The sequence below is a fragment of the Pedobacter sp. genome, from assembly GCF_045627485.1.
Taxonomy (GTDB): domain Bacteria; phylum Bacteroidota; class Bacteroidia; order Sphingobacteriales; family Sphingobacteriaceae; genus Pedobacter.
On sequence record NZ_JAZQNU010000050.1, the window covers coordinates 1 to 22,053 of the forward strand.

Genomic DNA, 22,053 nt, shown 5'->3' on the forward strand with positions numbered 1-22,053 from the left:
GTGTTCCCGAAGGGATTCGAACCCCCATCATTAGAACCGGAATCTAACATTCTATCCATTGAACTACGGGAACAAGGCCGCAAATATATAGAAATCATTGGAATAAAGGGTATATTGAATCCAGAGAAAAAAAACTATTTCTTAGGTCGCCTGGTCTTGTTCAAATATAAACCGCTGGTCTAACTAAACCAATTTAGCGTAAATTATCAACCCCAAAATAACCACAAATTCCCTGAATTACCATTGTAAAAAGAACCATTTTCAAGTTAGGATTAGCTTGTATATAGCCGGTAATCAAGGTACAGCTGGAACACACTTTAGACACCCCTGAAACACTCCTAGTACACCCAAACTGATCTGATCGGTAAGGCAAAGGTGTAAGAAATGTAGTTCACGAAACAACTTGTTATAGGTGCTGGTCAGTGTATAATTCAATTACTTACAAGAAACTGATGGCGTGAATATGCTGCATTCAAATTAACTTGGCTTCAACAACCAGATTCTAAAAATAAAACCCCACTTTTGCAAACCCGAATAAGAAGTATAAACATGTAAGAAAAGCGTAGTATTTTATGGAAGAATTGATTGTTGAAGAAGTGGTTGAACTGGTTGAGAAGGGTGACGATGCACAATTAAAAGTCTTTTTAGATAACCTGAACATCTCTGATGTAGAACATCTGATCAACGAACTTCCCCAATACGCCGTAAAATTTTTAGATACGCTGGCCGGTAAACGTGCCGTTAATGTATTTAGAATTCTTGACTTTCCAACTCAGGAAAGGATAATCAAAAAACTTTCTGGTCCAAAACTGGCCGAATTAATCAACCTACTTCCTCCCGACGACCGTACCTCGCTTTTCAGTGAGCTTAAAGGTGATGCCGTGGCTAAACTGATTCAGTTACTACCGGCAACTGATCGCATAGAAGCCCTGTCGCTTTTGGGTTATGAGGAGAACAGTGTAGGCCGATTGATGACCCCAGATTACGTGGCTGTCAAAAAGGACTGGACGGTAAGCCGGGTACTGGAACACATCAGGCGTTACGGTAAGAACTCAGAAACCATTGATGTAATCTATGTAATTGGTGACAAGGGCGTATTGTTAGACGATATCAGGATTCGCGAGATCCTATTGGCAAGTCCTGATGTACTCATAGGCGACCTCGCCGATAACCGTACCATTGCGTTAAAAGCAAGCGACCCTCAGGAAGAAGCGATTAATGTATTCCGGATGAATAACCGGGTGGCGCTTCCGGTAGTAGATGATCATGATATTTTATTAGGTATTGTTACCGTTGATGATATCCTTTGGGTAGCTAATGAAGAGTACACCGAGGATATGCATAAAATAGGGGGTACCCAGGCACTAGATGAGCCTTACCTCGATATGCCTTTACTTGGCTTGGTTAAAAAGCGGGTGGGCTGGTTAGTTATTCTATTTTTAGGAGAAATGCTGACCGCTACTGCGATGGGTTATTTCGAGGCTGATATTGCAAAGGCAGTTATCTTAGCCATGTTTGTGCCTTTAATTATTTCCAGTGGTGGTAATAGTGGTTCACAAGCATCGACGTTGATTATTCAAGCAATGGCGCTGGGTGAAATTACCATAGGCGACTGGTGGAAAGTAATGAAGCGTGAGATCCTTTCAGGATTAATACTTGGTATTGTGTTAGGTACCATTGGTTTTACCAGAATCTTCGTGTGGACATTGTTTACAGATATGTATGGGCCGCATTGGGTGCTTATTGGTTTAACCGTAGGGGTAGCGTTGGTTGGTGTAGTGTTATGGGGTTCGCTCGCGGGCTCTATGCTTCCTTTATTGCTTAAGAAGCTAGGTGCTGACCCTGCTACGTCTTCTGCGCCATTTGTGGCTACCCTGGTTGATGTAACCGGACTTATTATTTATTTCTCAGTAGCAGTGATGTTTTTAGAAGGTATACTGCTCTGACCTGATCCTTTAAGTGTTTAATTTTGCACTGTCAAATCTGCCTATAACAAAAAATGCAGCTTTTTAGAAGCTGCATTTTTTGTTATTTACAACACCGTTATAAACAAAATATCAATTGGTCACCAATTAAACATTGAAACGGAAGTGCATAATATCACCATCCTCAACTACATATGTTTTACCTTCTACGGCAAGTTTTCCAGCTTCTTTACAAGCATTTTCTGAACCAAGGGTAATAAAGTCATTGTATTTAATTACTTCTGCACGAATAAAACCTTTTTCGAAGTCTGTATGGATCACACCGGCAGCTTGTGGAGCGGTAAATCCTTTAGTAATGGTCCATGCTCTTACTTCTTGTACTCCCGCTGTAAAATAGGTGTATAAGTCTAACAGGCGGTATGCTGCAACGATTAGTTTGTTAACTCCCGATTCGGTTAAACCTAAGTCGGCAAGAAACTCCTGACGTTCTTCGTAACTATCCAGTTCGGCAATTTCCGATTCTATTTTAGCTGAGATTACAAGTACTTCTGCACCTTCGTCTTTTACAGCTTCCTTAACTTTGTCAACATATGCATTTCCATTGATCACAGAATTTTCATCCACGTTGCACACATACATTACAGGTTTTTGAGTTAATAAACCCAGATCCTCAATATAGTCGAAATCATCATCATTCAACGCTGCCGAACGTACGGAATTTCCGCCTTCCAGGTGTGCTTTTACGATGCTCAGGATGTCGAAAGTTCTTTTGGCATCCTTATCGGTTTTAGCCATTTTTTCCACTTTCTGGATGCGTTTGCTCACCGTATCCAAATCTTTTAGCTGAAGTTCTGTATCGATAATTTCTTTATCCCTGATTGGGTCTACAGAACCATCAACGTGGATTACATTTCCGTCGTCAAAGCAACGCAATACGTGAATAATGGCGTTAGTGGCACGGATGTTTCCTAAAAACTGATTACCTAAACCTTCTCCTTTGGATGCACCTTTTACCAATCCGGCGATGTCTACGATTTCTATAGTGTTTGGCACCACCCGGTTTGGTTTAACCAACTCTGCAAGTTTGGTTAGCCTTTCGTCTGGAACAGTAATAACGCCAATATTAGGTTCGATGGTGCAAAAGGGGAAATTTGCTGCCTGCGCCTTTGCGTTAGATAAACAGTTAAACAAGGTAGATTTTCCAACATTAGGTAAACCCACTATACCACATTGTAATGCCATGAATGTATTTGTGTTAATTTTGGCGCAAAGGTATCAAAAAAATTAAAACCCGGGTGTAATAAACTTGCAGGGGGTTTAAAAATTCTTTATGTTTAAAGACACAAAAATAGATCAAACGTCATTACCAATGGACAATTTAGAAGAAACAAAAGGGGAGCTTTCAGAAGAACTTCCTCAACAGCCTTTAATCATTACCGAAGACATCAGGAGTTACCTGTACGATATGGCTAAATGGACAAAATTCTTGTCAATTGTAGGATTCGTCGTTGCTGCACTTGTGGCGATGATGGGCTTTGGAGCCGGGGCTTTTGTGTCAGTACTGGCTAAAATGAGTCCGGGAAACCCACTTGCAGCCATGGGAACGGGTTTTCTAACTGTATACTTTTTAGTAATTGCCCTATTGTATTTTTATCCAAGCTTATTGTTGTTTAAACATGCAAACGCTGCAAATAAAGCAACACTTTATGGCGACCAGGAAAGCCTGGCAGAGTCCATGAACAACCTGAAATCTTTTTTTAAGTTTTGGGGTATCCTAATGATTGTATTAATTTCATTCTATATGCTCACCCTTATACTCGTTATAGTAAGTGGTCTGGGTGCTGCAGTGGGTACTGCTTAATGTTATTAGCTTATTAAAAAAAAGGCCAGGGGGTAAACCTCTGGCCTTTTTTGTATATCAGCTGTACATCGGTATTAGACAAATACTGGTGTTTTGTGCTCAATGGTATATTTAAAGTTCTTAATTTCTTTCCGCAACAGGTGTTCAAAGTAGGGATTGATCATTTTGGACAGTCCCACGCCAATACCGCCGATAATTGGGCGGTAGGAGAGCACAATTTTTAATAGCGTCCCTCGTCCATCAAGAGTTTCCTCAAATTCCACTCGCCCTACATGTTGTACCAGCGGCGCATTGATGGAACGCCAGCCAATTAAGCGTCCTGGTTCGTCTTTCACAATTTCTGCATCCCATTTAATAGCGAAAACATTGCCCAAAACAGCAGTTTTCCAGGTAGACAAATGTTCATCCACCACTTCTACGTTCAGCATGTTGTGTAGGGTGCCAGGCAGGTTTTTTAAGTTCCGCCAGTAAGCATATACCTCAGCCGGAGGAAGGTCTATCTCAAAGTCACCCCTGATGTTAACGGCCTGTGGTCTTTTCGCGTCAATCCCCAGGTAATCGTAAAATATACATTTGCCGGTCACCCCGCGGTAGGCCATGTAAGCACCATAAAGAAAGCGGCCTTTTAATGGATTTTTTAACGACGATCCAATTAAAATGCCACCTAATAGCATAGATGCCAAACGTTCGTTAAGGCCCATATTTTCATAATGTTGCCTCTCGATGGCATAATTTCCAGACCGGGGCTTAAAGTGATTTTCAGTCTTCATAAGTTTGCTTTTTAATTACAGCGCCCAGCGCGTCAATTTGTTGAGGTGAGAGTGTTCCCCAGATTTGTTCCCATTGACCTTTTTCGTTTGGCCTCAGTTGAGTAACTGTTTTTCCACCCTGCTGGCAGCTGTAATAGGTTACTCCATCACTAGTCTCTTCAGGTCTTACCTGGAAAGGCTGCGTGCGACCGTCAAAGTCAACTTCGATCTTAAATTCGGGGTTTTGTGATTCAAATTCTGTCATCTTTAGGGGGTTGTGTTAGATTAAAACAGATAAAGCCACCGAGTGTTTTAAGGAGGCCGAAAAAGATCCGATTAGCGGCGATTTCTGCAGCCTGTAGCAATGCACTTAAAACATCAATAATCAATACGTTATAAATATTTTAAACTAGGTATAAATACCAAAAAAAATGGCGTATCTTTGCGCAAATTTTATGAAGAAAATAGTAGATTACAGAAAATTGTTAGGTGTACAAAAGGATGCCGAGCTTAAAGAATTAAAGACCATTTACAGGAATTTAATGAAAGATTGCCACCCTGATAAGTTCCAGGACAATGAAGAAGCTAAAGTAGAAGCGGAACATAGAAGTAAAGATATCATTGAAGCTTACCACTTTTTAGTGAGTATTGCACCGGAAACGCTTGCCTTATCAAAAGAAGAGTATGACCAAACCACAGGATTTTGCGGCATCGCAGATTTTACCTGGGAAAAAACAGTTTTAAAAGTGCATTTCCTTGACGGTAGTGGTTACGAATTTTTTGAGGTTCCACGTGCCGTTTATGTGAAATTAGTTAATGCAGATTCTCCAGGCCGCTTTGCGCGCAGACACATTTTTAGCGTATTCCCTTACAGGAACATTGCAAAAATGGAAACCGCGTAAGTTACCATCACGATATATTTTTTTAGCCTACTTTAGTCCTGTTTTCAGACTTTAGTAGGCTTTTTTGAGTTTTCCTGGATAGAATCACCTCCTGTTTCTACCTCCACTTCTCTTGTTGTTACCGCATAGGCGCTTGGGTGGATTTGAGTACCATACTTCACTGCATAGGCCTTGGTGAATTCTGCACCAAAGTAAAGAATGATTGATGAGTAATACGTCCATAACAGCAGGATGACCAATGAGCCCGCTGCACCGTAAGTACTACCCACATTACTTTTACTGATGTAAAAAGAGATCCCAAACTTACCAATCATAAATAATACAGCGGTTACAATGGCCCCAAGGGCCACATCTCGCCATTTGATTTCAGCGTCTGGCAGTACTTTGAATATCACGCCAAAAATAGACGAAATTACTACCAGGGTAACGATCTGGTTGATAATATAAAACAACACTACAGATACGTCTGCAAACCTCGCTGCCAGTCTGTTGCTAAAACCATCGATAATTGCTGTAACACCTAATGATACCAACAGCAGGAAACCTAAACTGATGATAACCGAGAATGATAACAGCCTGTTTTGTATTAATTTTAACCAACCTTTTTTTGGTTTGGGTTTTAATCCCCAAATGGTGTTAATGGAATCCTGAATCTCCGCAAAAACTGTGGTTGCCCCCACCAGCAGGGTAGCACCACCAATCATAATGGCGACCAGACTTTTACCACTAATGGCTGCTTTTTTTATCATGTCTTGCAACTGACTTGCAGTGTCTGGCCCCAGAAAACCTGCCAGCTGTTGATAAATTTGCCCTTCTATGGCTTCCCTTCCAAGAAAAAAGCTACATATTGCAATGATCACGATCATTAACGGCCCCATAGAGAAGACCGTATAATAGGCTAAGGATCCGCTTAGTTTCGTTACTTTATGATCCGAAAAGCCACCAAATGCATCTTTTAGAACTTCCCAGGACCCTTTTAATGTAATTTTTTTCATAATATCGGATTTAATTTAGCGTATATTTAAGAACAAAGTTCTAGTCAAAGTAGTTTTTAAAGAATGTTTGTTAATTAATGATTAATAAAAAATAATACATTTACTTCTGTCTCTTAACAACAAAAAGATGAAAAGAATATTTAATACAAATTATAACCACCAAAGTTTAGATTTTGGATTGTTAATTTTTCGAGTTGGATTTGCTTCCATTATGTTAATGCAGCACGGCTGGAAAAAGCTGGGTGTTGTATTGGGTGGTGGGGAAATACAGTTTGGTGATCCGGTAGGCTTAGGTATGACCGCATCTTTTTACCTGGTTATTTTTGCAGAAGTTTTCTGTTCTTTACTTGTCATATTAGGCCTTTTTACGCGACTTGCAGTGATTCCACTTATTATTGCGATGTCTGTAGCTTGTTTTATTGCTCATAGTGCCGATCCCTTTTCAAGACAGGAACCGAGTTTAATGTTCTTGATTGCCTTTATATTCCTGTTGTTTTCCGGACCTGGAAGATATAGCATAGACAGTATCATTTCCCGTAATACCAATAAACGCAGAACTTTTTAACAAACTTCATGTTAAATTAAGTTAAAGTTCACCTTGTAAATGTAGGTTAGCTCAAAATATTATGATGGAAGACGTAAATTTCAAAATTGTTATCGGTGTTGTATTTGTTTTGTTAGCCATATGGCTCATCATCAGGCGGCAGAATCATAAGGATAAAGAAGACTTGGAAGAACATATCAAAAACTCAGACCTGAAGAATGATAAACATGATAACCCTCATGTATAGAATTTAATATTTCGTCGTTATAGCTCATATGAACAAAGTTTTTTCAATTTGCTTGCTAGCGGTAACGCTATGGGGCTGCGGAATTAATAAACAAACACAACAGATCAAAGCCCTTGAGAAATGTACTTATAGAATTGCATCTGCAAATCAAATCTCCATTGCTGGTACGGATGTAAGAAGTATTCTTGAAAAAGATAACATTAACCTGGGCAGCTTACCAGGTTTAGCTTTAGGCGTTTTAAGGAAAGACATTCCGATGCGGGCGAAAATAAACCTTGAAATTTCCAATCCAACGGCAAACCTTGCTTCCGTAAATGAGTTTGAATATAAAATTCTAATTAACCAGGCTGAGATTGCAACGGGTTTTGTAAACCAACAAGTTGTGGTAAAACCGGGACAAAGCACCATAGTGCCGATAGATATTAACGCCAATGTTTTTCCTTTTCTAAATAACAAAAAAGTGATGGATGAACTGTCCAGATTTTTCAAAGCGGGTAAAGGTGGTCCTGAACAAAAAGGAATTGTTACTTTAAAGATCAAACCTAGTTTTATGATTGGAAAAACCCTGGTTAAATACCCTGGTTTTATCACCGTAGATAAAGAGGTAAGCAGCAAAATCCTCTTGTAAAATCTTTATAGCAGCTCTTGGGTCTTTCTAATTTTTAATTAAATTGGGAACATCAAATATATACAATGAGTTTCAGGTCCTGTAGAGCGTTTTTACTTCTTTTAATTGCCCCATATTGCCTTCATGCACAAGATGTGTCTATGGATGCCGCCACCATCAAACAAGGTTTAGAGGCCTTAAATGTAAGTGGGAGCGTATTGTATCTTGCTGCCCATCCAGATGATGAAAACACCCGTTTGCTGGCTTATCTTGCTAAGGAAAAGAAGGTACGCACAGGGTATTTGTCGCTCACTAGGGGCGATGGCGGACAAAACCTCATCGGTACAGAACAGGCAGATTATTTAGGTTTATTGCGAACACAGGAACTTTTAGCCGCAAGAAGGGTGGATGGCGCCGAACAATTTTTCACCCGTGCCAACGACTTCGGCTTCTCTACTAACCCAGAAGAAAGTTTCAAGATCTGGGATAAACAAAAAATATTAAGCGATGTGGTTTGGGTGATCCGTAAATTCCAGCCCGATATTATTATCACACGTTTCCCACCTGACTCCAGAGCCGGTCATGGTCACCATACGGCATCGGCCATGTTAGCCCAGGAAGCCTTTAAAGCAGCTGCCGACCCTCGTCAGTTTCCTGAACAGTTGAAGTTGGTTAAACCCTGGCAGGTTACCCGGGTGGTATGGAACACTTTCAATTTTGGCGGTAATAACACCACTTCCGAAGAGCAGTTGAAAATAGATGTAGGGGGGTATAATGTACTATTGGGTAAAAGTTATGGCGAACTTGCAGCCGCCAGTCGCTCCAAGCACCGGAGCCAGGGGTTTGGGTCTGCTGCCCAGCGTGGCACTGCTCACGAGTATTTTTATCCTCTTGCTGGCAAAATTGCAAAAGCTGATCTATTTGAAGGGATAGACTTAAGCCTTAATCGCCATGCGGGCATGGCTAAAGTACAGCAACTGCTTGACCAGGTTATTAAAGATTACCGGGTTTCGAATCCTGCAGCTTCTCTGTCCTCGCTTTTAGCCTTACGACAGGCTGCAAAGGCACTTCCTTTTAAACACGAATTATTAGATGAGCTTATTCTAGCCTGTGCAGGTATTTGGATAGAAGCCAATGTAGGCGCTGGAGTATACGCAGTTACAGCGCCTATACCCATGCAGTTACAGGTGGTGAACCGCGTTCCTGTAAAGCTGCCACTTCGTTTGCGTTTTACCAGTGGTAGTTTTAACCAGGAGCTTGTTTTGCAAGCTAACGAAATGCAGTCGGTTAAGTTCAATATTCCTCCGTCAACTTTAGAAACAACACAGCCATACTGGCTGGCACAGAAACACCCTCTTGGAAACTATATTGTTGATTCTTTGGCCTTGCGGGGTCTGCCGGAGAATCCTGATCCTGGCGTTTTTCAGCTATCGGTTTTCTTTGGCGATGAAGAAATTAAGGTGCAACGGCCACTGGTTTATAAGTTTACAGACCCTGCCAGGGGCGAGATATATCAGCCACTTGTGGTTGCTCCACCGGTAACGGCAAACCTGTCGGAAACTGCAGCCTTATTTTCAGGCACCGAACCTAAAACCTTTAGTGTGCGCTTACGCAGCTTTAAGGATAACGTTAACGGTGTTTTAAAACCTGTAGTACCGGAAGGCTGGACCGTATCGCCTGCTCAAATCGACTTTAGCATCGCAAAGAAAGGTGCAGAAAGAAATTTCGACATCACCGTTCGTGCTGGTGGAACACAACAAACCGGTGTGTTGTCTTTACAACTCAATGTGGATGGTAAGACCTATCAGCAGGGGCTGGAAAGGATAGACTTTGAGCACATTCCCCTGCAAACCGTATTTCCGGAAGCAGAGATAAAACTGGCACAAGCTAATCTGAAAATTTTGCATAAGCGCATTGGTTATATATCAGGGGCGGGTGATTTGGTGCCGCAAGCTTTAAAGCAGGTGGGGTACGAGGTTACTCCGTTGAGCGTAAATGAAGTGCTTTATACCAATTTATCGCGTTTTGATGCTATTGTTACTGGGGTGCGCCTTTATAACGTGAATAACCAAGTTAGCGCCATGCAGCCACGTTTAATGAAATATGTAGAGGAGGGTGGTACCCTGCTGGTACAATACAATGTTAATAACCCTCTTAAGATAGATGAATTAGGTCCATACCCTTTTCAGTTGAGCCGTAACCGGGTAACTGATGAACAATCGCCCGTAATTTTTTTAGCGCCCGATCATCAGGTGTTAAACTATCCGAATAAAATTACGGTGAAGGATTTTGAAGGTTGGGTGCAGGAGCGGGGGCTTTATTTTACGACGGCCGCCGACCCTAAATATACTTCTATATTAGCAATGAACGATCCCGGGCAAGCCCCTCAAAATGGCTCGTTGATCGTTGCCAATTATGGTAAAGGAAAATATGTCTATACCGGCTTGTCATTTTTTAGAGAACTGCCAGCAGGAGTTCCTGGTGCTTTCCGTTTGTTTGTGAACCTGATTGCTAAACGGGAAAACTAAATGGGAAATGAAAGAAACTGGAATAGAATATACTGGCTGCTCATCATCTGGTTGGGTCTAATTGTTTTAATGTTGTACTTTTTTACCCATTACTTTGCATGAGTAACCTGGATTGGGCAGTACTGATTTGTACCCTTTTATTTATCGTGGTATATGGTATTTATAAGAGTCGGGGTGCGGAAAATATTCAGGGGTACTTGTTAGGCAACCAAACCATGCCATGGTACAGCGTATGTTTGTCGGTAATGGCTACCCAGGCCAGTGCAATCACCTTTTTATCTGCACCAGGGTTGGGGTATTCGGCGGGAATGAGTTTCGTTCAATTTTACCTTGGTTTGCCACTGGCCATGATTGTGCTCTGCGTAACTTTTGTGCCTATCTTTCATCGGCTAAAAGTCTATACGGCCTATGAATACCTCGAACAGCGCTTTGATTTAAAGACACGGGCATTAACTGCTTTCCTGTTTTTAATTCAACGGGGTTTGTCTACAGGTATCACCATCTATGCACCATCCATTATTTTATCTATAATTCTGAATATCAACCCTGTATACACCACCATTTTCATCGGCAGTATAGTGGTGTTATATACTGTTTATGGGGGTACAAAGGCAGTATCCTATACACAAATGTTGCAAATGGCCATTATATTTTGTGGGTTGTTTGCCGCTGGTGTCATCGTTGTTCAACTGTTACCCTCCAGTGTTGGCTTCGGCAAGGCAATTAGCATTGCCGGCAAAATGGGGCGTACGGAAGCTATTAATTTTGATTTCGACTGGAATAATCGTTACACTCTGTGGAGCGGTTTAATCGGAGGTTTTTTCCTGCAATTATCTTATTTCGGTACCGACCAGAGCCAGGTAGGAAGATACCTCACCGGATCGTCGGTAGGGCAGAGCCGCATGGGATTACTCATGAACGGACTAGTTAAAATACCGATGCAGTTTTTGATCCTGCTCATCGGGGTGCTTGTTTTTACGTTTTACCAATACACCAAACCTCCCGTGTTTTTTAACCGCTTTGAGCTTAATAAACTGGAGAAAAGTGCTTATGCACCCGAGTTGGATGCTATTAAGGCCGAGCACCAACAGGTGTTCCAGGTGAAACAGCAGGAGCTGGATAAACTCGGACTTGCTATTGACCAGGGGAATGAGCGTCACATTGATGCACAAAGAACCCTGCTTGCAGCTGCAGATGCAAAAGAGAAAGAAGTGCGTAAGAAAGCTACCGACCTGATGTTGAAGAATGATCCCAACGCCGATGTTAACGATAACAATTATATCTTTCTGAGCTTTGTTACCGAATACCTTCCTAAAGGATTAATAGGTTTATTAATTGCCATAATCTTTCTAGCTTCCATGGGGTCTACTGCAAGTGCTTTAAATTCACTTGCTTCCACCAGTGTGATTGATATTTATAAACGACTGATTATAAAGGAAGGATCAGATGAGCATTACCTGAAAGCATCGCGCTGGCTTACATTTTTCTGGGGTGTTGTGTGTATTTTGATGGCACTTTATGCCAGTAAAATTGGTAATCTGATTGAAGCGGTGAATGTATTGGGCTCTTATATCTACGGAACAATCCTCGGTGTGTTTCTGGTCGCTTTTTATATAAAACATGTAAACGGCCGGGCAGTATTTTTGGCTGCAGTGCTATCCGAAATCACAGTGTGCATTTTCGGTTACCTGGAGGTGGTGGCTTACCTGTGGCTTAACATTATCGGCTGTTTATTAGTGGTGGTTTTATCGCTGCTGATGCAGGGGCTGTTGAAAAAGCCTGCTCCAATTGTAGAAAAAAGCGTCTAAACTATTTTTAATAACCGCTGTTTTAACAGGAAGTTTAACCTGAAAAAATATAACTTATGAAAAAAATTAGTTTAGCTGTATTGGCCCTTGCCTTGTGTGCCACCCAAGCATGCCAGAGTCCGGAGAACAGATCCGCAGAAGCGCATGAGTCGGATTCTATGATTGTAAATGAAAATAAAAACGAAAAAAAAGCCGGTACCGAGAATCATGCTGGTAATATTACCAACAAAACCAACGCCGACGACGATAGCGCCGGTTTTATGAAAGACGCTGCTGGAGCTGGAATGATGGAGGTTGTTTTCGGTGAGATGGCGGTTAAAAAAGCCAGTAACCCTAAGGTAAAGGCTTTTGCAGAGCAGATGGTGAAGGATCATAGCAAAGCCAACAAAGAGTTAGCAATAATTGCTGAGAAGGCTAGTGTCTTACTACCTGCAGACTTACACCCTGACCATAAGAAACATTATCAACAGATGTCGAAGTTATCGGGTGCTGCGTTTGATAAGGAGTATATGCAAATGATGGTGAATGACCATCAAAAAGCAGTTGAACTTTTTAAGTATGGTCAGGATGTAAATAAACATGACCTTGTAGCCTTTGCCAAAGAAACGTTGCCAGTAATTCAACAACATCATGCACAGGCAAAAACGATATTAGGAAGTTTATAAAAATAAGTCCTTTTTTATGGCACAAGGCTAACACCATTTTTAGGGTTAGCCTTTGTCATTTATAGCGTTTATGGTTTATGAATAGGTAGCGAAAAATAAAAGCAGGAACCTTTATTTTCTTCACTCGTTACCCAGATCCTGCCACCCGTACGTTTAATTATCTCCGCTGATATGTACAGGCCTAAACCTACACCTGGGAAAGTATGTTGTTTTTCTGTGCTTACGCGGTAAAACTGCTCAAATACTTTAAACTGATTTGATTTGGAGATGCCGACACCGAAATCTTGTATACTCACCACAATTTCTTCGTCTATTTGTTCGCAGCGGATGATCACTTGGTCGCTTTCTGGAGAATATTTAATTGCATTGGTAATCAGGTTAATAACTACTTGTTCAATTCGGTCCTTGTCGGCGTATACAGTTCCCGTAGGCTTATAAATTTCTTTCAGGTGGTGTTTGCTGCTGGTGCGCTGAAGGTCTTCTACCAGCTCTGATAACATGGGCTGTAGTTCAAATTCCTGGCTGTTGTATTGTAATTTACCTGAGTTGATTTTAGTAACATCAAGCAGGTCGTTAATTAAACTTGTTAAGCGATTGAGCTGCGCATCCATTTTTTGCATCATGCTCACTTCCATATCCAGACCCTTTTTATTAAGCACACGTGCCATCACCTGCGTGTAGCCTTTTAAGCTGGTTACAGGGGTTTTTAATTCATGACTCGCAATGCCAATAAAGTTATCTTTTTGGTTTTGTAATTCTTTATGTTCCGTGATATCGGTGCATGAACCTATGAGACCTGTAAATACACCATGTTCCCTATATTGGGGGTCGCCGATGGCCACACACCAGTGAAGTTTTCCTACTCGATCTATAATTCTAAACTCAACTTCAAATTGTATGCGTTCCACGATGGAGGTTTCAAAGCGCGATTTTACCAGTGCACGATCTTCTCCATGTATGGCGTCGATCCATCCATCGCCTAAATTGTCTTCGAAAGTATTGTTGCACCAGTCTGTCCAGGTTTCATTTACATAAATCATGTTTCCCTGTTCGTCCGACATCCATAAGGCTGTTGGTGATGCGGAAGTGATGTTTCTTAACAGTTCTTCGCTGTCGGCAAGTGCTTGTTTAGCCATCATTTCAGGTCTGAGATCCCGCATCACAATACCTACGCCAATAGGTTTTGCAGTATTACTATCCGAAATGCGTATGCAAGTAGTCGACACAGGAAACACTTCGCCGGAGGCATTGTGGATAACTTTCATATTGCCTGTCCACATTCCCTTCCGTAGTACGGCAGGAAGCACTTCACGTTTAATCAGGTCATAATCTTCAGCGCTGTAAAACTCAGAGATCGGTGTATTGATGGCCTGGGTTAGCGATGTAAAGCCTAACATCTTAATTCCCGCTGCATTAATATATGAATTTGACCCATCGAGATTCAGGATAGACATCAGGTCCACCCCGTTTTCCACCAGGGTAATCAATTTCTTTTGTTGCTCTTTATCTCTTTTTTGCGTGGTAATGTCAAGTAAGGTCCCTATTATTCGAATTGGGTTTACTTTTTTGTCGTAAATCACTTTCCCTTCCACCCGAATCCAGTGGATAGATTTATCGTTCCAGATTATCCGCGCTTCATAATTCATGCTGCCATTTTCGATAGCATATTCATGTGCTTTCCTTCTGATTAACAAGTCGTCAGGATGGAAAGCTTTTACATACTCTTCACGGCTAACCGGGTGATCGAAACCAAATATCGCTGCAAAGCGTTGAGAGGTAATCATTTCTCCATTTAGGATGTTAAGGTCGAAAATACCAAGGTCAACCACATCGGCAGCAAGTCGGGCACGTTCTTCTGCCTCCTCCAGTTTATGCATGAAATGCACTTGTTCCGTTACTTCTATAGCTACGGCGATGACTCCAGAAATCGTGTTATGATCGTTATAAAATGGATGATAAGCAAAATCTACATAGACTTTCTCCAATATACCGTTTCTGATCAGTGGGATTTCGACATTTTTACCTTCATAATGTTCTCCGGTTTTTCGTACATGGTCTAAGGCTTCTTCAAAACCTAATCCTTTCGCTTGTACCAACACGTCAAAAATAGGTTTACCGTGAAGTTCATCGATCGATTTTCCATAAATGGCACTCAGCGCAGGATTAACCATATCTACAACGAAATCAGGTCCTAAAAAAATGCCGATACCTACTGGCGCCTGTGTAAAAACTGAATACAGTTGTTTTCTCTGTTTTTTAAGGGCATCGATTCCAGCTTTAGCTTTTATTTCCAGGTAGTAGTGTGCGGTAACGTCTTGTGGAGAATGTATAAAATATGCCACTTCGCCATTGTCATTCAAGATCGGTGTGTTTGTTGATGTCCAGTAACGCTCTTCAAATTCAGCGTTCCCTGAAATTGGAATGTCGTACCGATAATTACGCAGTGTGTGCGGTTTCTTGGTTTTAATCATCTCTTCAAAAGAAAGAACTGTTCGTTCGATGCTCCTGGAGGTGCTGTCTGTAGGGTTCTGAGGGAAAACAGTGAATACCGGCTGGCCAATTAAAGCTTCACGTGTGCTGTTAGTAGAGGCAAGGTACGCATCATTAACATCTAAAATGGTATAATGCGGAGCATCAGCGCATAGAATTAATTTTGCTACGTTGCTTTTATAAAATATGGCTTTATATCCTTCTTCCGGAATATTCATTGGATCGACTTATAATGAAAATGCAGTTACAAAGCTAAATTAGAGTTTTATTTACTTTTTCGTGTAATATTGCAATCTGATTTAATGAAATTTATGGAACCAAGGTGCAATGAGAATTAGTGCTATTCTCCAAATTTATGAAGAGGCGTTTACCGGCCTGAGCAGGGAAACTTGGTTGTTGAGCATCGTAATGCTCATTAACCGTAGTAGTTACATGGCAGTGCCCTTTATGAGCCTGTATGTTACCCAGTTTTTACACCGGCCGGCCTCTGATGCCGGGTTGATCATTACCTTGTTTGGTGCAGGCTCTATCCTAGGTGCCATGGCAGGAGGCAAGTTTACAGACATGTTTGGCTTCCGTGCTGTACAAATTTTTAGCACCATAGCCGGCGGTGCCCTTTTCATTTTTTTCTCCACTATTCGACATTTCGAGACCTTGTGTTTTCTGACCCTAGTGATTAGCTTCTTTTCTGAAGCCTTCCGGCCAGCAAACTTTGCTGCTATTGCCAGTTATGCCGCACCAGGAACCGAAACTAGATCTTACTCCCTCAACCGACTGTCAGTAAACTTGGGTTGGGCAGTTGGAAGCAGTATCGGAGGTATCATAGCTTCCTTTAATTACCAACTGTTATTTATTGTAGATGGTTCAGTAGGTATCTTTTCCGGCCTGGCCATTATGTATTGGTTGCCAGTAGTTAAAGGTTATAGAAAAACGATTAAAGAAAAATTAAAAGGAATTGTAGTGCGTATGCCCTGGCAAGATTCCCTATTCATCAAGTTTATCCTGCTTAATACCTTTTTCACGACCTGCTTTTTTCTTATGTTCCGGGTAGTGCCACTTTTTTTTAAGGAGGTGTGGCACCTCAATGAAGCCCTCATTGGTCTTGTATTAGGACTTAACGGATTAATCATCGCGGCCTTTGAAATGGTGTTAATCAACAAAATTGAAAATAAACGGTCACCAATGTATTATATCATTTTGGGTGTATTACTGGTTGCCGCTTCTTACCTGTTATTATTGGTTCCGAAAAGTGCACCTCTTATTCTTGCATTGCTCTGTACCGTCATCTTTACTTTCGGTGAAATGCTTTCCTTGCCCTTTATCAATACTTTTGTCATCAGTCGCAGTAATGAATTCAATCGGGGTCAATACGCTGCAGGCTATACTTTAAGCTGGTCGGCAGCCCAACTTATTGGTCCAACTGCCGGTTTTTTTCTTGCAGAAAAAAGTGGGTATGGCGTATTATGGGTGGTTTTGGCTGGGCTGCTGGTATTATGTGCCTTAGGCTTCAGCAGGTTAGTGATGCCGAAAACTTATGTGCACGCTTAAAGTGCCGGTCTGAAATTTCTGTAAAAGAAAACGGGGATATTCCGTCCGAAATACCCCCGCTTAAATTAACGCTCTCGGTATTAAAAACGCAGGCATATTGCTCTTATTGTGTACACATGAAAATTATTTTGGATCGTTTCTTTCTTTCCTCAAAAAGAAGTATTCTGCTTGGTGGTCCAGGTAGTGCTGGAAATCTGCTGAGGCCTGAAGGTCAGGGGGAGATTTCTTAAATTCTTCCGGACTAATAAATTCCCAGGTCAACTCATCTTCATTTTCAACTTTGTGTAAGCGTATTGGAAAATGCATTACATGTTGTTCCAGGAATGATCTTTTGCTTTCTGCCCAGGCATTACTGTCTCCCAGGTTTACCGGCCAGGTGTATAGTTTATGAGCTTCCCTGCTATTTACCCCATCATAAACAAAATGCGACATTTTAGAGATCAGATCTGTTATTTTAAGTGTTTCGATTGAACCGGTAGTGTGGTCATCATCTTCTGCAATAACCAGTGCCCTAGCTGTAAAGTAAGGGACGTTGGTTTCCGGGTCTTTTTTTTGTTGCAGGCTGTCGGTAAAGACTAGTTTACCTTTTTTGAACAAAGTCATCTGGTAGTGAATTTAAATTAAATTAGGATATCAATCTTTCTTTTTCTTCCTCCTCTATCGCGAGTTCTTCCTTTTTTACAATTATCTTCTCTTTTTTTAGGTCGATGCGGATAATGTTATATAAGCTCATGTAAATGTTCGCAATCCACACCAACGAAAACCCTGCAATCAGGTAACCACGCCAGTCGGTGAGGTATAATTGGTAACCTGTAATCAGCAACATGAAGAGGGTTACATAGTGGCTAAAACAATATTCACAGGTGAGCATGTAGAAGAATTTTCTTTTAATCAGTTTTCTTTCTTCCCTCGAACGTTTTACACAATAGGTTCGAGGTTCACGGAAAACTTCTTCATGTGTCACCGTCCACGAAATACAGGCAATCGGGATGGCGAGGATAAACAGCCAGTATATTGGTTCTTCTTGCATTTGGTTATTACAACCTTTATCCGTGTTTTGTTTTTTAAACAGCAGATGTTATGCATGATATCCCTGCCGTGTGGCCTTCCGTAATATATGTATTCGAGGAGAAATAAATAGAACATTCGTCGCACTAGCCAACAACAATGTGTGTATTATTAGCTGTGGGATGTCCGGTGCAGGTTAATACCCTTCCGTTTTTTATTTCTTCATCCGTTAACACCTCATTATATTCCATTCTCACACCTCCAGAAATACAAGTAGAAGTACAGGTACTGCACATGCCGGCCCTGCAGCTATAAGGCAGATTAATATTTTGCTCCAAAGCCACATCTAGGATCCTTTTATGGTAAGGGACATCCAAATGGTAGGTTTTATTCTGGTAGTCGATAATTACTGTATAAGTATTGGTGTCCTTTGGCGCCTTTTCTGTCATGTCATCCTCATCCACTTCATCTTCCGGGATAAAATAAGTCTCCCGTTTAATCTGGTCCTGAGGGAAACCAAGTGCGCGCAGGGTAATTCGGCATAGCACCATATAATTAATTGGCCCGCAAGTGTAAAACAAGGCATGTGTTTTATCGAACTCCATATAGGTGTTTACAATATGTTCAATGCGCACATTGTTTAATCGCGCTTTAAGGAGGTTCTTGGTGTCACTAAAGATGTAAATTACTTTCAGGCGGTCGGGATATTCTTCTTCCCATGTTTTTAGTTCATCATAAAACAGTGTGTTGCTTACAGTTTTATTGCTGTAAACTAATACAATTTTTGATTGTTCCTCTGCCACTAAGGCTGTTTTTAATATGGAATATATGGGAGTGATGCCAATGCCTGCGGCAAATAAAAACACCGTTCGTTTTAAAGCTGGCTGAGGCGAATAGGTGAAAATACCACTGGGGTGTAAGGCATGGAGCACATCGCCTACACCAATTTTATGGTGTAGGAATTTGGTGATTTCACCATTCTCTACCAGTTTAACGCCGATCGCAAGTGGTTCGTCAAGGAAAGGGGAGCTGCAAATGGAATAGGAGCGACGAATTTCTTTACCGTTTATATTAAATGAAAAGACTAAAAACTGTCCGGGTAGATAAGTAATCCGCTCACCGTTTTCTGCTTCAAATTTTATGACGACGTTCTCACCAGGCATTAGCTGGTGGTCGATGATTTTAAGTGCGGTGGTCTTTGTCATACTTTATTCTCTTTACACGCTAGCGTATCACATCAATGCAAAGATCGTGATCACAATCAAATAATCGAAACGTTTTAATACCAAGAAACATATAATCTAAAAATTAATTTTGTTAAATGTTGTTAAAATTGTTTAAGCGATGAAATTTAATAATACCTTAGGTCTAAGATCTATTTTCTATGAAAACGCTTCTCCTCCTGTTACTTGCAAGCTCCTGCTATTGCTCAATTTATGCTCAAAACTCCAGTATCGTTAAAGGATATGTGGTCGATACAGCTTACACTACCAGACTAGTCAACGCTTCAGTATCCGTATTAAATGCGAAAGACTCCACCTTAGTGAATTTTTCAAGGGTTAATAGTGCGGGTTCATTTCAAATTGGCGACCTGAAACCGGGCAAGTTTATTTTAATGGTTACCTATCCATCTTATGCTGATTATGTAGACCGCTTTCAGATAGACTCGACGACTAAGGAAAAAGATTTCGGTAAAATAAATCTTACGTTAAAAGCAAAACTTCTACATGATGTAATCATCCGCGGTACCGCTGGGGCTATTAAAATTAAAGGCGACACTACCGAATTTAACGCAGCAGCTTTTACTATCCAACCTAACTCAAAAGTAGAAGACCTGTTAAAACAGCTTCCTGGAATACAGGTGGATAAGGATGGCAAGATTACCGCCCAAGGTCAAACCGTGAGTAAGGTTTTGGTAGATGGAGAAGAATTTTTTGGCGATGATCCCACGTTGGTGACAAAAAATATCCGTGGCGACATGGTGGATAAAGTACAGCTATTTGATAAAAAAAGTGATCAGGCCACCTTCACCGGCATCGATGATGGCGTTCAAAACAAAACATTGAACATTAAGTTGAAGGAGGATAAAAAGCAAGGCTATTTCGGAAAGGTAGATTTAGGGGTAGGAACAGATGACATGTACGCCGGACAGGGCATGTTCAACTATTTTAAAGGGAAAAAGAAGTTTTCTGGTTATGGTACCCTTGGCAACACTGGTGTAATGGGCCTTGGTTGGGAAGATGGCAATAAATATGGGGCCGCTTCGGGCATGCAATTTAACGATGATGGCATGATTTATATCAACAATAGTCAAGATGCGCTGGAATCCTTCAGTGGCAGATACAATGGCGAAGGTATTCCCGTGGCTAGAACGGGGGGGCTACATTATGATGCCAAATGGAACGATGAGAAAGAATCTATCAATACCAACTATAAAATTGGTTCACTTGATGTAACCGGCGAAAAGAATACCAGGACTCAGAATAACCTGCCCTCAGGATTAATCAGAAGCACTTCTGACCAAGTGTTCGACAACTTTGCTTTTCGTCAGAAACTCGACGGGATCTACGAGATTAAACTCGATACAACCTCTTCCCTGAAAGTAAGTGTTGAGGGAACTTTGCGAAACAATGAGGCCATTAGCAACTACCAGTCCAGCAGTTCCAGGGGCAACGATGTACTGCTTAATACCGGTAACCGGGAAGTAAGTAATGATACAGATGAAAAAATCTTTAGGGCAACTGCTTTCTGGAACAAAAGGTTTAAAAAAAAGGGCCGGAGTATTTCTCTAAATGTGAGTGGTAACCTCAACGAATCTGATGCCAATGGTTTCCTGAAGTCAGAAAATGGTTTCTATAATCAAAATGGATTATTAGATAGCACCAATGTAATCGATCAATATAAAGTAAATAATATATCCAGTAAAGTTTTCACCTCCAACCTTACCTATTCAGAACCGTTAAGCACAAATTTTTCTGTGGTGCTTAATTACGGACTGGGGATCAATAATGCCGATCAGGACAGGCGTTCTTACAATGCAGTTAGTCCTGGCCGATATACCCAGTTGGATAGCGCATTTAGTAACAATTACAAATTAGAGCAATTGTCTAATCAGGTTGGTGCCATTTTTAACTATAAAGGGGATAAAACCATCATCAATTTTGGTACTAAGGTAAGTGCCGTTAATTTCGATCAGCTTGATGTTTACAGCGGTCAGCGAATGGAACGAAACTTTGCCAACTGGAACCCACAGGCCTGGTACCAATATAAGTTCTCGCAACAAAAATCCTTTCGTTTAAACTATTATGGGAGAACGAACCAACCTACCATAGACCAGATCCAACCAGTAAGGGTGAATACCGATCCGTTGAACGTTTTCATAGGAAACCCAGACCTGAGGCCCTCCTTTACCAACCAGGTTAGTGCAACCTTTAGTTCTTATAAGGTGTTAAGCCAGCGCAATATATGGTTAAGTGTTAATTATAGCACGACTAGTAACCCTATTGTGAGCAATACCCTAACTGATTCTGCTGGTAAAAACACCTATCAATCGATAAATTTAAGTGGCAAGCAAACGTCTAATATAAACGCTTACATGGATTATGGCTTAAAGATTAAACCACTGGATATGTATTTGGGTTTTAATGCAAGTGCAAACGGCAATACTTATTACAACTATGTAAACAATGAACTGAATGAAACCAATACTTATTCATTAAATGGCGGTGTTTATATTTCAAAGAATAAGGTAAAAAAGTACAGCTTTTACTTGAGATGGAGTCCTAATTATCAGATAAGTGAGTCTTCCTTGCAGAGAAACCTAAACAACAATGGCTGGGGTTATAATGCAACAGGTTCGATTCAGGTCTTTTTACCGGGTAAAATGGAGCTCGGCACTGATGGTCAGTATCAATATAACGCGGCAACAGAGTCATTTAATGACGAATTTAAAAGGTTTATCTGGAATGCCGCCTTAACAAAGAAGTTCTTAAAAGCCGAGAATCTTCGCTTATCCTTATCAGGAAGAGACCTGCTTAACCAGAACAAGGGATTTAGCCGTTTTGCCTACGAAAACAGGTTTACAGAAACAAACACCACAACCATTAAGCGATATTTTATGGTTTCGTTAATATGGGATTTTAACAAAATGGGCGGAAGCGCTCCACAAAAATAGAC

At 41.0% G+C, this 22,053-nt stretch carries 19 protein-coding genes and 1 tRNA gene; 11 read left to right on the forward strand and 9 right to left on the reverse strand.

Features of this window, described 5'->3' with window-relative positions; all coding sequences use genetic code 11:
* Position 1: 1 nt before the first annotated feature.
* Positions 2–73: transfer RNA gene (locus tag ACR2F3_RS03600), tRNA-Arg, on the reverse strand.
* Positions 74–572: 499 nt separating this feature from the next.
* Between ACR2F3_RS03600 and mgtE the strand changes: the two genes are divergently transcribed.
* Positions 573–1,946 carry a magnesium transporter gene (gene mgtE, locus ACR2F3_RS03605; protein WP_432708611.1) on the forward strand — a complete coding sequence of 458 codons (1,374 nt, stop codon included), beginning with the start codon at positions 573–575 and terminating at the stop codon, positions 1,944–1,946.
* 126 nt (positions 1,947–2,072) lie between these two features.
* Here the strand turns inward: mgtE and ychF are convergent, their stop codons facing one another.
* Positions 2,073–3,167, reverse strand: coding sequence for a redox-regulated ATPase YchF (gene ychF / locus ACR2F3_RS03610; protein WP_432708612.1), 1,095 nt, complete (start codon positions 3,165–3,167; stop codon positions 2,073–2,075).
* 88 nt (positions 3,168–3,255) lie between these two features.
* Between ychF and ACR2F3_RS03615 the strand changes: the two genes are divergently transcribed.
* On the forward strand, positions 3,256–3,786 hold the full coding sequence (locus tag ACR2F3_RS03615) for a DUF5362 family protein (RefSeq protein WP_432708613.1): 531 nt from the start codon (positions 3,256–3,258) through the stop codon (positions 3,784–3,786).
* Positions 3,787–3,860: 74 nt separating this feature from the next.
* On the opposite strand, the gene ACR2F3_RS03620 is transcribed toward ACR2F3_RS03615, so the two are convergent.
* Positions 3,861–4,556, reverse strand: coding sequence for an SRPBCC family protein (locus ACR2F3_RS03620; protein ID WP_432708614.1), 696 nt, complete (start codon positions 4,554–4,556; stop codon positions 3,861–3,863).
* A complete protein-coding gene (locus ACR2F3_RS03625; protein WP_432708615.1) occupies positions 4,546–4,800 on the reverse strand; it encodes a hypothetical protein in 255 nt (84 codons plus the stop codon). Before ACR2F3_RS03625 ends, ACR2F3_RS03620 begins: the two co-directional genes overlap by 11 nt.
* A 190-nt stretch (positions 4,801–4,990) precedes the next feature.
* Between ACR2F3_RS03625 and ACR2F3_RS03630 the strand changes: the two genes are divergently transcribed.
* Positions 4,991–5,437 carry a KTSC domain-containing protein gene (locus tag ACR2F3_RS03630; RefSeq protein ID WP_432708616.1) on the forward strand — a complete coding sequence of 149 codons (447 nt, stop codon included), beginning with the start codon at positions 4,991–4,993 and terminating at the stop codon, positions 5,435–5,437.
* Positions 5,438–5,481: 44 nt separating this feature from the next.
* On the opposite strand, the gene ACR2F3_RS03635 is transcribed toward ACR2F3_RS03630, so the two are convergent.
* Positions 5,482–6,432, reverse strand: coding sequence for a YihY/virulence factor BrkB family protein (locus ACR2F3_RS03635; RefSeq protein WP_432708617.1), 951 nt, complete (start codon positions 6,430–6,432; stop codon positions 5,482–5,484).
* Positions 6,433–6,559: 127 nt separating this feature from the next.
* On the opposite strand from ACR2F3_RS03635, the gene ACR2F3_RS03640 reads away from it, so the two are divergent.
* The 6 genes from ACR2F3_RS03640 to ACR2F3_RS03665 all read left to right on the forward strand — a co-directional run bounded on the left by ACR2F3_RS03640 (position 6,560) and on the right by ACR2F3_RS03665 (position 12,831).
* The gene (locus ACR2F3_RS03640) at positions 6,560–6,997 is read left to right on the forward strand and encodes a DoxX family protein (RefSeq protein ID WP_432708618.1); all 438 of its coding nucleotides are present in this window, start codon (positions 6,560–6,562) and stop codon (positions 6,995–6,997) included.
* A gap of 61 nt (positions 6,998–7,058) precedes the next feature.
* Positions 7,059–7,223 carry a hypothetical protein gene (locus ACR2F3_RS03645; protein ID WP_432708619.1) on the forward strand — a complete coding sequence of 55 codons (165 nt, stop codon included), beginning with the start codon at positions 7,059–7,061 and terminating at the stop codon, positions 7,221–7,223.
* Between the two features lie 28 nt (positions 7,224–7,251).
* Positions 7,252–7,851 (forward strand): hypothetical protein, encoded by a 600-nt coding sequence (locus ACR2F3_RS03650; RefSeq protein ID WP_432708620.1) that lies wholly within the window; start codon positions 7,252–7,254, stop codon positions 7,849–7,851.
* Positions 7,852–7,916: 65 nt separating this feature from the next.
* Positions 7,917–10,358 carry a PIG-L family deacetylase gene (locus ACR2F3_RS03655; protein WP_432708621.1) on the forward strand — a complete coding sequence of 814 codons (2,442 nt, stop codon included), beginning with the start codon at positions 7,917–7,919 and terminating at the stop codon, positions 10,356–10,358.
* Between the two features lie 98 nt (positions 10,359–10,456).
* A complete protein-coding gene (locus ACR2F3_RS03660; protein ID WP_432708622.1) occupies positions 10,457–12,166 on the forward strand; it encodes a sodium:solute symporter in 1,710 nt (569 codons plus the stop codon).
* A 56-nt stretch (positions 12,167–12,222) separates the two neighbouring features.
* Positions 12,223–12,831, forward strand: a complete 609-nt coding sequence (locus ACR2F3_RS03665) for a DUF4142 domain-containing protein (protein WP_432708623.1) — start codon at positions 12,223–12,225, stop codon at positions 12,829–12,831.
* Positions 12,832–12,899: 68 nt separating this feature from the next.
* On the opposite strand, the gene ACR2F3_RS03670 is transcribed toward ACR2F3_RS03665, so the two are convergent.
* Positions 12,900–15,539: a PAS domain S-box protein gene (locus ACR2F3_RS03670; RefSeq protein WP_432708624.1), complete on the reverse strand. Its 2,640-nt coding sequence runs from the start codon at positions 15,537–15,539 to the stop codon at positions 12,900–12,902.
* Between the two features lie 109 nt (positions 15,540–15,648).
* On the opposite strand from ACR2F3_RS03670, the gene ACR2F3_RS03675 reads away from it, so the two are divergent.
* Positions 15,649–16,869, forward strand: a complete 1,221-nt coding sequence (locus ACR2F3_RS03675; RefSeq protein ID WP_432708625.1) for an MFS transporter — start codon at positions 15,649–15,651, stop codon at positions 16,867–16,869.
* A 123-nt stretch (positions 16,870–16,992) separates the two neighbouring features.
* Here the strand turns inward: ACR2F3_RS03675 and ACR2F3_RS03680 are convergent, their stop codons facing one another.
* The 3 genes from ACR2F3_RS03680 to ACR2F3_RS03690 form a co-directional block, all read right to left on the reverse strand.
* A complete protein-coding gene (locus ACR2F3_RS03680; protein WP_432708626.1) occupies positions 16,993–17,472 on the reverse strand; it encodes a hypothetical protein in 480 nt (159 codons plus the stop codon).
* A 22-nt stretch (positions 17,473–17,494) separates the two neighbouring features.
* Positions 17,495–17,899, reverse strand: coding sequence for a hypothetical protein (locus tag ACR2F3_RS03685; RefSeq protein ID WP_432708627.1), 405 nt, complete (start codon positions 17,897–17,899; stop codon positions 17,495–17,497).
* A 124-nt stretch (positions 17,900–18,023) separates the two neighbouring features.
* The gene (locus tag ACR2F3_RS03690) at positions 18,024–19,082 is read right to left on the reverse strand and encodes a 2Fe-2S iron-sulfur cluster-binding protein (RefSeq protein WP_432708628.1); all 1,059 of its coding nucleotides are present in this window, start codon (positions 19,080–19,082) and stop codon (positions 18,024–18,026) included.
* 179 nt (positions 19,083–19,261) lie between these two features.
* Here ACR2F3_RS03690 and ACR2F3_RS03695 point away from each other — a divergent pair, with 179 nt between their 5' ends.
* The gene (locus tag ACR2F3_RS03695; protein ID WP_432708629.1) at positions 19,262–22,051 is read left to right on the forward strand and encodes an outer membrane beta-barrel family protein; all 2,790 of its coding nucleotides are present in this window, start codon (positions 19,262–19,264) and stop codon (positions 22,049–22,051) included.
* The last annotated feature ends 2 nt before the right edge of the window (positions 22,052–22,053 follow it).

Excerpts from the sequence above, each read along its gene's own strand:
- ACR2F3_RS03675 (WP_432708625.1), top strand. The coding sequence starts at position 15,649 with ATGAGAATTAGTGCTATTCTCCAAATTTATGAAGAGGCGTTTACCGGC.
- ACR2F3_RS03680 (WP_432708626.1), bottom strand. The coding sequence starts at position 17,472 with ATGACTTTGTTCAAAAAAGGTAAACTAGTCTTTACCGACAGCCTGCAA.
- ACR2F3_RS03695 (WP_432708629.1), top strand. The coding sequence starts at position 19,262 with ATGAAAACGCTTCTCCTCCTGTTACTTGCAAGCTCCTGCTATTGCTCA.
- ACR2F3_RS03685 (WP_432708627.1), bottom strand. The coding sequence starts at position 17,899 with ATGCAAGAAGAACCAATATACTGGCTGTTTATCCTCGCCATCCCGATT.
- ACR2F3_RS03640 (WP_432708618.1), top strand. The coding sequence starts at position 6,560 with ATGAAAAGAATATTTAATACAAATTATAACCACCAAAGTTTAGATTTT.
- ACR2F3_RS03615 (WP_432708613.1), top strand. The coding sequence starts at position 3,256 with ATGTTTAAAGACACAAAAATAGATCAAACGTCATTACCAATGGACAAT.
- ACR2F3_RS03650 (WP_432708620.1), top strand. The coding sequence starts at position 7,252 with ATGAACAAAGTTTTTTCAATTTGCTTGCTAGCGGTAACGCTATGGGGC.
- ACR2F3_RS03665 (WP_432708623.1), top strand. The coding sequence starts at position 12,223 with ATGAAAAAAATTAGTTTAGCTGTATTGGCCCTTGCCTTGTGTGCCACC.
- ACR2F3_RS03635 (WP_432708617.1), bottom strand. The coding sequence starts at position 6,432 with ATGAAAAAAATTACATTAAAAGGGTCCTGGGAAGTTCTAAAAGATGCA.
- ACR2F3_RS03645 (WP_432708619.1), top strand. The coding sequence starts at position 7,059 with ATGATGGAAGACGTAAATTTCAAAATTGTTATCGGTGTTGTATTTGTT.
- mgtE (WP_432708611.1), top strand. The coding sequence starts at position 573 with ATGGAAGAATTGATTGTTGAAGAAGTGGTTGAACTGGTTGAGAAGGGT.
- ACR2F3_RS03655 (WP_432708621.1), top strand. The coding sequence starts at position 7,917 with ATGAGTTTCAGGTCCTGTAGAGCGTTTTTACTTCTTTTAATTGCCCCA.
- ACR2F3_RS03660 (WP_432708622.1), top strand. The coding sequence starts at position 10,457 with ATGAGTAACCTGGATTGGGCAGTACTGATTTGTACCCTTTTATTTATC.
- ACR2F3_RS03630 (WP_432708616.1), top strand. The coding sequence starts at position 4,991 with ATGAAGAAAATAGTAGATTACAGAAAATTGTTAGGTGTACAAAAGGAT.
- ACR2F3_RS03670 (WP_432708624.1), bottom strand. The coding sequence starts at position 15,539 with ATGAATATTCCGGAAGAAGGATATAAAGCCATATTTTATAAAAGCAAC.
- ychF (WP_432708612.1), bottom strand. The coding sequence starts at position 3,167 with ATGGCATTACAATGTGGTATAGTGGGTTTACCTAATGTTGGAAAATCT.
- ACR2F3_RS03690 (WP_432708628.1), bottom strand. The coding sequence starts at position 19,082 with ATGACAAAGACCACCGCACTTAAAATCATCGACCACCAGCTAATGCCT.
- ACR2F3_RS03625 (WP_432708615.1), bottom strand. The coding sequence starts at position 4,800 with ATGACAGAATTTGAATCACAAAACCCCGAATTTAAGATCGAAGTTGAC.
- ACR2F3_RS03620 (WP_432708614.1), bottom strand. The coding sequence starts at position 4,556 with ATGAAGACTGAAAATCACTTTAAGCCCCGGTCTGGAAATTATGCCATC.